We start from the raw sequence: 11,903 nt of genomic DNA on the forward strand, positions 1-11,903 counted from the left end.
TACGTCCGGATCGAGCAGCGGTTCCCTCCTGGACCCACGTCTGATCCAGCGGCGACGGACTGGGATGTACCGGCACGGCCCCGACCCACCCACCGAACCCGGCACCCGAGAACCGCCGAGGCCCCCGCACCCGAAACGCCAGCGCGAGCGCACCCGCACCCCACACCGGCACCCCGCTACTTCGTGCAGCCCTTCTGCCCGGACTTCAGCGTCGCGCAAGCCGTCGCGTCACCGGCGTCCTTCACCGCGACCATCGGCGTGTACGCATCCGCGTCCGCGTCCACCAGACCCGTCTGCTTCGCCGCGGCCCCCGACGACACCTCGACCCGGTCACCCGCCGCCGCCTGCGTGACGCGAGCCCAAGCCGCCCCACAGGTCTTGCTGTACCGCACCTCCACCAGCGCCGTCCCCACCGTCACACTGGTCGTGGTCTTGGCGAGTTCACCGCCGCAGCCCATCTTCTCGGGGTCCTTCCCGGCGCACGAGTCCCCACTGCACTTCACCCCGGGCGGCAGATCGGGCTGAACACTGGCCGACGCGGCGGGCGTCTTCGGCGTACCGCCCGCGTCCTCCTTGTCCCCGCCCTGCGTGAGGTAGACGGCGGCCGCGACAACGACCAGCGCACCCACGACCCCCGCGAGGAACATCGTCAGCCGCCGCTTCCGCCGCGCGCCGTCGGCCCCCGAACCGGCACCGACGGGCCGCGCGTCCTCCGGCGGCGGCCCTCCGGCCGCACGAGCCGGCGCCACCGGCGCCACCGGCGCCACCGGACCGAACTGCCCGCCCCCGTCGGACGGCGATGCGACAGCCCCCCAGCTGACGCCGGCACGCCCTGCCCCGCCGGCCGAGGAGCCGGAGGTCCCGCCGAACCCGGACGGCGACGCCCCGGACGCCCCTCCGGACGAAGAAACCCCGGACGACGACCCTCCGTACGACGGCTCACCCCCGTCCCGCCCGGACGGCTGCACCGGCACCGAAGGCACCGACGGCGGAACAGTCGGCGCGCCCCCCGCCGGTCCCGCGACACCGGGCGCGGCGGTCGCGCTGCCGCTCCTGCGGGCCGACTGCTGCGGCCCACCGCTCCCCTTCGCCGAAGACGGCCCGAACTCCCCCAGCGCGGCCCGCGCCTGGGATATCCGTATCGCCTCCATCGTCATGTCGTGGCGCATCTCCGAACGGCTCCAGGCGCGCTCGGCCAGCTCCCACATGGTCGTCAGATGAACGGGACTGGTCCCGGTCACCTCGGCCAGCGCGACGATCGCGCCCTTGGGCGCGAGCAGCCGGCCGTTCAGGTAACGCTCCCAGGATGTCTTGCTGTAGCCCGTGCGGTCGGCCACCGCGGCGATGCTCAGCCCGCTCCGGTCGACGAGCCGTCGCAGCTGACTGGCGAACTCCCTCACCTGCGGATCGAGTTCATCCGGCAAGGCCTTCCAACGAGGCATTCTTTCCCCCCTCTTCCCCCCGTACGTGCACAACTGTCTTCCCCGCGCAGGACTCCCCGAGCTCTCGGCAACGCGTGGAGCAGGGGGCATCCCCATCTCCGCCGAATCCCCGTTCTGGCTACCCACAGGGATGCGCTCGGTCCGGATCTCAGTTCCCGGGATGGGGGCGCACGGGAGCATTCGAGCCGGGGCATGCACCGTTGCACGCCCGCCGGGTCACGGTCCAGTGTTCCACCGGCATCGTGTACGACCGGCCGAACCCCCGCTCTTCGCACGGGACGTCCCGTACCGTCCCGATTGGCAACGTTAGCCCGACTGTCGTGACAGATCGGCGTACATCCCCGAACTTGTCAAGACATCGACACAACGAGAACACAGATGCACCCCCGGACGCCCCAGAAACGGTCAGCGCCCTCGCACGTGACCCACGGCCGGAACGGGGGCTCCGCGGGCCGGAACGGCCGCTCCGGGAGCCGGAGTCGGGCGGTTCCTTCCGGACGACGCGCAGACCGTACCGGAATGGTCACTTCCGTGCCACAGCGGACTGCCGGCTGTTGAACCGGCCCGTTCCCGTGTACAAGGGTTGACCCCGGGCGGAACACTCGCCCGATCGCGGCCCGTCCTTGACTCGGGGGAGAGGACGGGCCGCCGTCGTCCCCGAACCCGTGACGGAGCCGCCCACCGACCACCGGGACAAGACGGCGGGCGACAGGCGACAGACGGCGGCACAGGGGGAACAGAACGGCCCGCCCTCTCCCGAAGGAGAAGACGGGCCGCCGGTACGCCCGGGCAGGCGGGCGCGGACGCGCGAGTCGGTCCGCGGTCAGCGCACCGTGAAGTGCAACGTGTCGTCGAGGAACGGGATCTCGAGCCACGGTTGGGGCTGGGCCATCATCGCGAGCAGGACGATGGCCGTGCCCAGGACGCCGTACGTGAGCATGTCCGTGAAGCGGGAGCGGACCGCGAGCATGCCCACGCTGGGCAGCATCCAGCGCATCACGGCGCCCGCGAGCAGCGCGGCGCCGATCAGAATCGTGCCGACCCTGAACGCGTCGAGCGCGGTGAGCAGCAGACCGAGCGAGACGGCCGACAGCACGGTGAGGATGGGCCACTGACGCGCGGGCGCCGGAGCGTCGCCTGACGCGGCGCGGCCGCCACCCTCGGGCCGCGCCGTGTCCCGGGTGAACAGCGGGAAGCGCCGCGTGGTGCGCCGCGGCTTCCCCTCGGCGTCGGGCGCGCTGATGGCGTCCCGCACGGTCTCCTCGGCCGGCTCCTCGGCCCCGGCCGGCTCCCCGGTCCCGGCCTGCTCCTCGACCTCGGCCCGCTTGTCGGCTTCGGCTTCGGCCTCGGCCCCGGACGGCGACTCGACGTCGGTCCCGGTCCCAGCCTCATCCCCGGTGTCGGATCCGGCCTCGGTGTCGGGTCCGGCCTCGGTGTCGGGTCCGGCCCCGGTGTCGGGTCCGGCCTCGGTCCGCGTGGCCGCCTCGCCGCGTGCCCCGGTGACGGCATCACGCACAGCGCCCTCCGCATCCCGTACGGCCGACTCGGTACCGGCGGTACGCGCGGCGCGCGCCGCGCCGTCCCCGGTCTGGTGGGTGGTGCCGTCAGCCGACACTGCGCTCCGCCGCTTCCACCACGTTGACGAGGAGCTGGGCGCGGGTCATCGGGCCGACACCGCCCGGGTTCGGGGAGATCCAGGCGGCGACCTCGGCGACGTCCGGGTGGACATCGCCGACGATCTTGCCCTCGGCGCTGCGCGAGACACCGACGTCGAGGACGGCGGCGCCCGGCTTCACGTCCTCGGCCCTGATGAGGTGCGCGGAGCCCGCGGCGGCGACGATGATGTCGGCGCGCTTGAGGTGCGCGGAGAGGTCACGGGTACCGGTGTGGCACTGGGTCACCGTGGCGTTCTCGCTGCGTCGCGTCAGCAGCAGCGGCATCGGGCGTCCGATGGTCACACCGCGGCCGACGACCACGACCTCGGCACCCTTGATCTCCACGCCGTAGCTGCGCAGGAGCGTGAGGACGCCGTTGGGGGTGCAGGGCAGCGGGGCGGGCTCGTTGAGGACGAGACGCCCGAGGTTCATCGGGTGCAGGCCGTCCGCGTCCTTGTCCGGGTCCATGAGTTCCAGGATGCGGTTCTCGTCGATGCCCTTGGGGAGCGGCAGCTGGACGATGTATCCGGTGCAGGCGGGGTCCTCGTTCAGCTCGCGGACCACCGCCTCGATCTCCTCCTGGGTGGCGGTCGCGGGCAGTTCGCGCTGGATCGAGGCGATACCGACCTGGGCGCAGTCGCGGTGCTTGCCCGCGACGTACTTCTGGCTGCCGGGGTCCTCCCCGACCAGGATCGTCCCGAGGCCGGGCGTGACGCCCTTCTCCTTCAGGGCCGCCACACGGACGGTCAGGTCGGACTTGATCGCGGCTGCGGTGGCCTTGCCATCGAGAATCTGGGCGGTCATGGCCCCCATCCTCCCGGATGACCCGCTCCCGGTTCCAATCCGGGGCCGCAGCCGGCCCTCAGGTGCCCGATTCACCCGTATCACGCCATGATCACCGATGTTGCACTTGCACAACACATAGGGAATGCCGCTGGACAAGTAAGAGTCCGCTAAAGAACGATGAGCACACAGTGTGTCGCGGGCAGTGCCGGGGGGACGGACCGCTCTGTAGAAATTCCTCCGAACCGTGCCACGCGTCGTCCCCAGGCAACGGAGGAATACCCGCCATGAGTTTCGGCGACCCGAACAACCCTTACGGGCAGCCGCCCCAGCAGCCCCCCGCCCCTCCGCAGGCCCCGCCCGGCTACGGCTATCCGCAGGCCCCTCCCGGCGTGCCCCCGCAGGGCTACGGCTACCCGCAGCAGCCGGCGTATCCCGGCTACCCGGGCGGCAACCAGATGTTCCCGCAGACGATGCCGGGGCTGCTGGTCACGGCGCGCGTCTTCCTGTTCATCATCTCCGCGGTGCAGGTCCTGGCGGCGCTCGGCTGGTTCTACCTCGCCGCCATCGCCAACGACGTCTCGGACGCGGCGGACCGCTACAGCACGTCGTCGTCCGACGACCCGTTCGGCGCGTTCAGTGACGGTGCCGACATCGCGTCCGGCGTCATCGTGGTGATCGCCCTGATCGCGGCGGGCCTGGCGGCCCTGTCGATCACCCTGGGCGTGAAGTTCAGCAAGGGAGGTCAGGGCGTCCGCATCACCACCGTCGTCTACGGTGCGCTGGGCGGGATCGTCGGCCTGATCATGCTCTTCGTGGGCCTGGACTCCGGCATGGCCTCCGCAGTCATCTTCCCGCTGATCTGGGTCGCGTTCGCGGCCGTCATCACGGCGGCTCCGGTCGTGTCGAGCGGCACCGCCTGGTTCGCCCGACCGCGCTACTGAACCGTGCGCACCGAGGGCCGTGCCCCACCCCGTCACCAGGGGGGACACGGCCCTCGCGTTTCCTGCCGGATCAGTGGAAGAAGTGCCGCGTCCCGGTGAAGTACATCGTGACGCCGGCCTTCTTCGCGGCCTCCACTACCAGCTCGTCGCGGACCGAACCGCCGGGCTGGACCACGGCCTTGACGCCCGCGTCGGCGAGGATCTCCAGGCCGTCGGGGAACGGGAAGAACGCGTCCGAGGCGGCGTAGGAGCCACGGGCGCGTTCGGCGCCGGCCCGCTCGACCGCGAGCTTCGCGGAGTCGACGCGGTTGACCTGGCCCATGCCGACGCCGACCGAGGCGCCGTCCTTGGCGAGCAGGATCGCGTTGGACTTCACCGCGCGGCAGGCGCGCCACGCGAAGGCCAGCTCGTCGAGCTCACCCTCGCTCAGGGCGTCACCGGTCGCCAGGGTCCAGCTCGCCGGGTTGTCGCCGGCGGCCTGGAGCCGGTCGGTGACCTGGAGCAGCGCGCCACCGTCGACGGGCTTGATCTCGACGGGGTTGGAGGGGGCGTTGTGGGCCCGCAGCACGCGGATGTTCTTCTTCTTGGTGAGGGCCTCGAGGGCGCCGTCCTCGTACTCGGGCGCGACGATGACCTCGGTGAAGATCTCCGCGACCTGCTCGGCCATCTCCTTGGTGACCGGCCGGTTGACCGCGATCACACCGCCGAACGCGGACAGCGGGTCGCTGGCGTGCGCCTTGCGGTGCGCCTCGGCGACGTTCGACGCGACCGCGATCCCGCACGGGTTGGCGTGCTTGATGATCGCGACGCAGGGGTCCTCGTGGTCGTACGCGGCACGGCGCGCGGCATCCGTGTCCGTGTAGTTGTTGTACGACATCTCCTTGCCGTGCAGCTGCTCGGCCTCGGCGAGACCGCCCGTGCCGGAGGTGTAGAGGGCGGCGGGCTGGTGCGGGTTCTCGCCGTAGCGCAGCGTGTGCGCGCGCTCCCAGGTGGCACCGAGGAAGTCGGGGAACTGCGAGTCGTCGACCGGCGCGTACGAGGAGGCGAACCAGGAGGCGACGGCCACGTCGTACGCCGCCGTGTGCTGGAAGGCCTCGCCGGCGAGCCGCTTGCGGGTGTGCAGGTCGAAGCCGCCGGTCTGGACGGCGGCGAGGACGTCGCCGTACCGGCCAGGGCTGGTGACGACGGCGACGGAGGGGTGGTTCTTGGCCGCCGCGCGCACCATCGAGGGACCGCCGATGTCGATCTGCTCGACGCACTCGTCGGGGGTCGCCCCGGACTCGACCGTCTCCCGGAACGGGTAGAGGTTGACGACGACGAGGTCGAACGGCTCGACGCCGAGCTCGGCGAGCTGCTGCCGGTGGCTCTCGAGACGCAGATCGGCGAGGATCCCGGCGTGGACCTTCGGGTGCAGGGTCTTGACGCGGCCGTCCAGGCACTCGGGGAAGCCGGTCAGCTCCTCCACCTTGGTGACGGGCACACCGGCCGCGGCGATCTTCGCGGCCGTGGACCCGGTGGAGACGAGCTCGACGCCAGCCGCGTGCAGCCCGCGCGCCAGCTCCTCGAGACCGGTCTTGTCGTACACGCTGACGAGCGCGCGCCGGATGACCCGCTTGGTGCCCTCGGTGCTCTCGGCCGTGACTGTGCTGTCGGCGGTCACTGGATAACTACCTTTCGTCCCTCAATGCGATAGCCGTTGCGGGCGAGCCGCCCCACGACATCGACGAGCAGCCTTCGCTCGACTTCCTTGATGCGCTCGTGCAGAGCGCTCTCGTCGTCCTCGTTGCGGACCTCGACCACGCCCTGGGCGATGATCGGTCCGGTGTCGACGCCGTCGTCGACGAAGTGGACGGTGCAGCCGGTGACCCGGGCTCCGTACGCGAGCGCGTCGCGGACGCCGTGGGCGCCGGGAAAACTGGGGAGCAGCGCGGGATGGGTGTTGACGAACCGTCCGCCGAACCGGGCGAGGAATTCCTTCCCCACGATCTTCATGAACCCGGCGGACACGACGAGATCGGGCTCGTACGCCGCGGTGGCCTCGGCGAGCGCCTGGTCCCACGCGTCCCGGCCGCCGTAGTCCTTGACCTTGCGCACGAAGGTCGGGAGCCCGGCGCGCTCGGCCCGCGCGAGCCCCTCGATGCCGTCCCGGTCGGCGCCGACGGCCACGATCTCGGCACCGTAGGCCGCTGAGCCCGCCTCCGCGATGGCGTCGAGCAGAGCCTGCAGATTCGTACCTGATCCGGAGACCAGCACGACGAGGCGCTTGGCCTTGGCCACGACGGGGCCCTTTCTCGGGGGAGCACTTGTACGGTCGTACGAATGCTTCGCGCCCCCGGATACGGGGAAGTCTACGAAGCGGCCGACCGGCAGCAACGATACCGGCACACCGGGCGGCCCCCACGGGACGGGGGCGCGGCCGGAAGGTAGCGTCTGGGGAGGATCCACCCGGAACACCGTCCGGCACGGGGAACGCCCCGCGCTCGCGGGACGTTGACCTGGGACGAGAACGAACCGCCGGGGCACGGGCCCCGGCACCACCTGCGGCACGGCCCCGGAGACATCCGGAGCGCGTGTCCGGGGGTGCGAAGCTCGGGGCGCGAGTCCGGAGTGCGAAGCTCGGGGCGTCAGTCCGGGGCGGACCGACCCGAGGCGTCAGCCCGGGAGGACCGGCTCGGGGCGCGCGTCACGAGCCGGAAGCTGTGTGGACACGCCGCCTGCCAGAACCACCAAGGGGAAGACGCTCACCTGATGCCGGACCGCAGTCTCCGACTCCCTCCGCTCCTGCTGCGCGAGCGGCGCCCTTCGTCCACCCCGCCGAGGTCGGGCGGGGACGGCTCCACAGGCGGACCCGGCTCCGCGGACGGGAACGGCGGCTCGGCAGGTGGAAGCGGCGGCGCCCCCTCGGGCGAGCGCGGACCCGACGCGCCCGACACTCCCCCGTCCGCTCCCTCGACCCCCGACGACAATCCGTTCGCGCCGCCGCCGGAGGGGACACCCGACCGGCCGTGGCAGCCGCGCGGACACGGACAGGGGAACGGCCAGGACTCGGGCGAGGACGGCGAGGGCGGACAGTCCGGCCCCGGGTACACCCCCTGGGGCAGTCAGTGGAGCGACCGGCAGCCCGGTCCCTCCAGCGGTGGCGGTTTCGGCGACCGGCCCGGTGCGCCGAAGAATGAGGGCGGTCCCGAAGGACCCGGCGGCGGACCCGGTACGGGCATGCGCTGGGACCCCACGGACCCCGCCCAGCGCCGTGCCCGTTACGCGCTGCTCTCCGGCATGTGGGCGTTCTTCTTCGCCCTCTTCAGCTGGCCGTACGTGGCGCTGCTGCTCGGCGCGCTCGCCCTGTACTGGGGCATCAGCGCGCTCCGCGCCAAGGCGCGCACACCCGACCCGGACGCCCCGGCGCCCGATCCGAACGTCCGCCCCCAGACGACCGCCGCCGTGAGCGGAGTCGTCACCGCGTCGCTGGCCATCGTGATGGTCGCCGCGACCTTCACCGCCCAGCTCGTCTACAGCGACTACTACTCCTGCACGAACGACGCCCTCACGCACGCCGCGAAGCAGTCCTGCAACGACCTGCTCCCGTCGGAGCTGCGCGACTGGCTGGGCACCGGCAACTGACGCCGCGCCTCCTGCCGGGACTACCACCCGGCAGGAGGCCTCCGCGCCTGCGGACCGCCCTCAGCGCGAGTCCTCCACTCCTCCGGTCCGCCCTCGGTCCGGGCCCGCCGAGCTCTGCGGGCTCGCTGGGTTCACTGGGTTCTCCGAGTCCTCCGGGTTCTCCGAGCCCTCCGAGTCGACTGGTCGGCTCGCCTTTCTCAGTGCCTCCCAGCGGTTCTCCCTCGACGTCTCCTCGTGCCAGGCGGCCGCAGCGGCCTCCCCCGGCAGGGGGTCGTACGGGTCAAAGAGGTCGTACGGTTCGAAGTCCTCAAGGACGGACTCCAGCACCGCAGGGTCGACCCGGCCCGCCGCTTCCGCCCGGGCCGTGGGAGACGGCGACTTCGGCCTGGGCAGCGGCGTGGGCAGCGGCGGCGCGGGGGTGTCTCTCATCCGGCGCGCCATCCAGGCGGGCATCCGCGGCCGGGTCGTCCGCCCGAATCCACGCGTGTTTCGGTGGGCACCCGTGGCCTTCGGCGCCCTGTGCCCCCGGCCCCGCCACTCCGCCACGCCCACCGCGACGGGAATCCCGACGATCGCCGTCCACAGCGCCGCGGCGGGCCCCACCTGCCACCACACCGGTCCGAAGTGGATGAGGGCCGCCACCCCCAGCGGCCCTCCCGCCAGCCCGGCGAGCACGCCGAGCGCGACACCGCACCATCCGGCGGCGAGCGAGACGACGGCCACCGTCCGTCCGAGCGACCAGGGCTCCTCCCGGCCCGTGGTCCCCCGCACGGCCCCCGCCTTCACCGCGAACCACGCCACCGTCACCCCGGCGGCCACCGGCACCAGCCCGCTCACCCAGTTCAGCTGCGCCCCGGACCCGGCCCCCGGCACCGCCGCGAGGAGCGGGAACGCCGGGAGCAGATCGGTCGGCGCGCGCGTTCCCGCAGTGGCCGCGGACAACGGACCCACGACATGACCGGCGCTCAGGACGACACCGGGCCCGAGCCCGTACGCCGCTCCCCACACCGCCGCGTTCGGCACCAGGACCAGACACAGCAGCAGAACGGCGAACCACCCCGACCACCCACCGGTGAGCTGGAGGAACGAGGCGCGAGCCGTGTCCCCGTGCCACACCAGCGACACCGCCACGAGCAGGGCCCCGCCTCCGACGAGGACCGCGACCCCGGCGGCGGCGGCCCGCACCGCACCCCCGAGCACCCGGTCGTCGTCGGCGGCGAGCCGGCGTACGGCGGACACCGGACGCACTCGGGTGAGCGGAAGAGCGTCCACGGCCCGCGTCCCCCACCGTGGCATCGGCCCCCACGGACGCCCGTACGCCGTCCAGACCCCTGCTCCCGCGGCGATCGCCGTGAGGAGTGGCAGGCAGATCGCGGCCCAGGCCCAGGAAGGACGCAACGCGCCGCCCGAGGCGTACAGCGCGGCGGCCCAGCCGACGGACAGATAGCCGGCCGTGACGCCGGCCCACGCGGTACGCGGCGACGCCGCCGAGGTGACATCGGCCGCCTCACGCGCCGCCCGGTGCAGCAGCCACGCCGGGAGTACGAGCAGGAGGAGCGGCGTCACCCCCACCGGCATCGGCAGTCCGGACAGGGTGTCGGTGCGGATCAACTCCACGCCGTGCGCGAGCAGCCAGAGCGCGGCGGCGACATGCAGCGCCCCGTCCGGCCCGCTGTCCGGGTACGGCGAACTGATCCACAGCACCATGACGAGGACGGCGAACGAGCCGAGTCCGAGGCCCGCGGCGAGGGCGCCGCCCAGGAGGCCGGCCGCCAACCCGGGTGATCGGTCGCGCATCCGGGTGAGCATGGGGGACAACGAGAGCCTGCGGTCGGTGATTTGGGTCACGTCCGTCATGCTCCCAACGACACACTCTTTCTCGTCGTAACAGGCGAACCTCGGATGTGTCGCCCAATATGCAGTTATGTACTTTTTCGTACGAAGGGGTGTCCTGTGGAATCCGACATGACACAGAGCCCCTCCACCCCGCTGCCGGCGCCCAAGGAGCGCCGCCGTCTGCGCGAGGACCAGTCGCTGACCCAGTCCGAGATGGCCACCCGGCTGGGTGTCAGCCGGGCGACGGTGCGCTCGTGGGAGACCGGCCGCACGACACCGCGCGGCCGCAAGCGGGAAGCGTACGTGAGGCTGCTCAACGCCGATCCGGCCGACTCCCCCGCCGAGGTGAACGCCCGTCAGGAGGAAACCTCCCCCGAGCTGGTCGGGGCGGGGGCGGCACCGGCGCACGAGGCCTGGTCCACCGACGGAGAGACCCGGTCCGCCGTCGGCGGGGAGCGGCCCGGCGGAAGCGACGAACGGCCCGGCGGGGGCGGCGAACGGTCCGGCGGGACCGGGAAGCCCTCTGCGCAGGGCAGGAAGCGTCCAGCCGAGGGGAGAGGTCGGTCCGCCGCGGGCAGGGAGTCGTCCGCGGAGGTGAGGGAGCGGTCCACGGAGGAAGGGGAGTGGCCTGCCGGGGGCCGATCGCGGTCCGCCGGGGGCGGGGAGCGGTCTGTCGAGAGCAGGGAGCGGTCTGTCGAGGGCGGGGACTCCGCTCCCCCGGAGTCGTCGCTGACGCCCGCTCAAGCCTTCGACGCGCTCTACGCGTTCTGTGCCCCCGCCCTCGTACGGCAGACCTATCTGCTGACCGGGCGGCGCGAGCTGGCCCGCGAGTCCGTAGAACGCGCGTTCCAACTGGCCTGGCACCGCTGGCCCGAGGTGGCCGTGGACCGGGACCCTGCCGGTTGGGTGCGCGCGATGGCCTACGAGTACGCGCTCTCCCCCTGGCATCGGCTGCGTCCGCGCTACCGGCACCCGGAGGCGCCGCCCGCCGGCGCGTCCGACCGCGCGCTGCTCGACGTACTCCTCGATCTGCCGCCCGTGTACCGGCGCACGCTGCTGCTGTACGACGGTGTCGGGCTCGGGCTGCCGGAGACCGCGGCGGAGACGGAGGCGAGCACGCCCGCGGCGGCCAACCGGGTGCTGCACGCGCGCGAGGCCGTCGCCGCCCGGCTGCCGGAGCTGGCCGTGCCGGAGGAACTGCACTGGCGGCTCGCCGAGCTCGCGAGCTCGGAGCGGCTGCGCGCGGCGAAGCCCCGCACGGTCCGCTGGTACGGCGAGCGCCGCGCGCAGCAGTGGACCCGGGCGGCCATCGCCTTCACGGTCCTGCTGATCGGGGTGACCGCCCTGACGCTGGGCACCGCCCCGGACCACTACGAGGCCCCCCTCGCCCCACCGGAGACCATCCACGGCCTGCCTCCCCGGGCCGCCCCCGGGCCGCTCTCCGCGGCGGAGCTGAAGCTCCGGGCCAAGCTGAAGTCCGAGACGGCGAGGGGCCCCGAGCGGCTGATCCCGGAGATCCGCTGACGTCCGCTGACGTCCGCACGGAAACGCCGGTGGGCCCGCACCCTCGAGGGTGCGGGCAGGGAGGAAGAGCGGGGGGTAGGGGAGAGTGGTTTGAGGGG

The 11,903-nt window shown here is 72.8% G+C and carries 9 protein-coding genes; 3 read left to right on the plus strand and 6 right to left on the minus strand.

The genetic code is table 11. The annotated features are described in order from the left end of the window. Positions 1-176: 176 nt before the first annotated feature. The 3 genes from ACWD68_RS40710 to ACWD68_RS40720 all read right to left on the minus strand — a co-directional run bounded on the left by ACWD68_RS40710 (position 177) and on the right by ACWD68_RS40720 (position 3,901). On the minus strand, positions 177-1,442 hold the full coding sequence (locus tag ACWD68_RS40710; protein ID WP_451811518.1) for a DUF2690 domain-containing protein: 1,266 nt from the start codon (positions 1,440-1,442) through the stop codon (positions 177-179). An 823-nt stretch (positions 1,443-2,265) separates the two neighbouring features. Further along, entirely contained in the window at positions 2,266-2,958 is a 693-nt protein-coding gene (locus tag ACWD68_RS40715; protein ID WP_451811526.1) for a DUF3017 domain-containing protein, read from the minus strand. 88 nt (positions 2,959-3,046) lie between these two features. Next, positions 3,047-3,901, minus strand: a complete 855-nt coding sequence (locus ACWD68_RS40720) for a bifunctional methylenetetrahydrofolate dehydrogenase/methenyltetrahydrofolate cyclohydrolase (protein ID WP_451811519.1) — start codon at positions 3,899-3,901, stop codon at positions 3,047-3,049. Positions 3,902-4,167: 266 nt separating this feature from the next. Here ACWD68_RS40720 and ACWD68_RS40725 point away from each other — a divergent pair, with 266 nt between their 5' ends. Further along, positions 4,168-4,824 (plus strand): hypothetical protein, encoded by a 657-nt coding sequence (locus ACWD68_RS40725; protein WP_451811520.1) that lies wholly within the window; start codon positions 4,168-4,170, stop codon positions 4,822-4,824. Positions 4,825-4,894: 70 nt separating this feature from the next. Here ACWD68_RS40725 and purH read toward each other — a convergent pair whose 3' ends face one another. Together purH and purN are read right to left on the minus strand one after the other, a co-directional pair. Continuing rightward, entirely contained in the window at positions 4,895-6,484 is a 1,590-nt protein-coding gene (gene purH / locus ACWD68_RS40730; protein WP_451811521.1) for a bifunctional phosphoribosylaminoimidazolecarboxamide formyltransferase/IMP cyclohydrolase, read from the minus strand. Then, positions 6,481-7,101 (minus strand): phosphoribosylglycinamide formyltransferase, encoded by a 621-nt coding sequence (gene purN, locus ACWD68_RS40735; RefSeq protein WP_451811522.1) that lies wholly within the window; start codon positions 7,099-7,101, stop codon positions 6,481-6,483. The genes purH and purN overlap by 4 nt, the downstream gene beginning before the upstream one ends. A gap of 471 nt (positions 7,102-7,572) precedes the next feature. On the opposite strand from purN, the gene ACWD68_RS40740 reads away from it, so the two are divergent. Then, complete coding sequence (locus ACWD68_RS40740; protein ID WP_451811523.1) at positions 7,573-8,445, plus strand: hypothetical protein; 873 nt, start codon at positions 7,573-7,575, stop codon at positions 8,443-8,445. Positions 8,446-8,505: 60 nt separating this feature from the next. Here ACWD68_RS40740 and ACWD68_RS40745 read toward each other — a convergent pair whose 3' ends face one another. Then, positions 8,506-10,302, minus strand: coding sequence for a cell division protein PerM (locus ACWD68_RS40745; RefSeq protein ID WP_451811524.1), 1,797 nt, complete (start codon positions 10,300-10,302; stop codon positions 8,506-8,508). A 108-nt stretch (positions 10,303-10,410) separates the two neighbouring features. On the opposite strand from ACWD68_RS40745, the gene ACWD68_RS40750 reads away from it, so the two are divergent. Beyond that, entirely contained in the window at positions 10,411-11,805 is a 1,395-nt protein-coding gene (locus ACWD68_RS40750) for a helix-turn-helix domain-containing protein (protein WP_451811525.1), read from the plus strand. Positions 11,806-11,903: the final 98 nt, after the last annotated feature.

It is taken from the genome of Streptomyces sp. NPDC005141 (assembly GCF_053599975.1).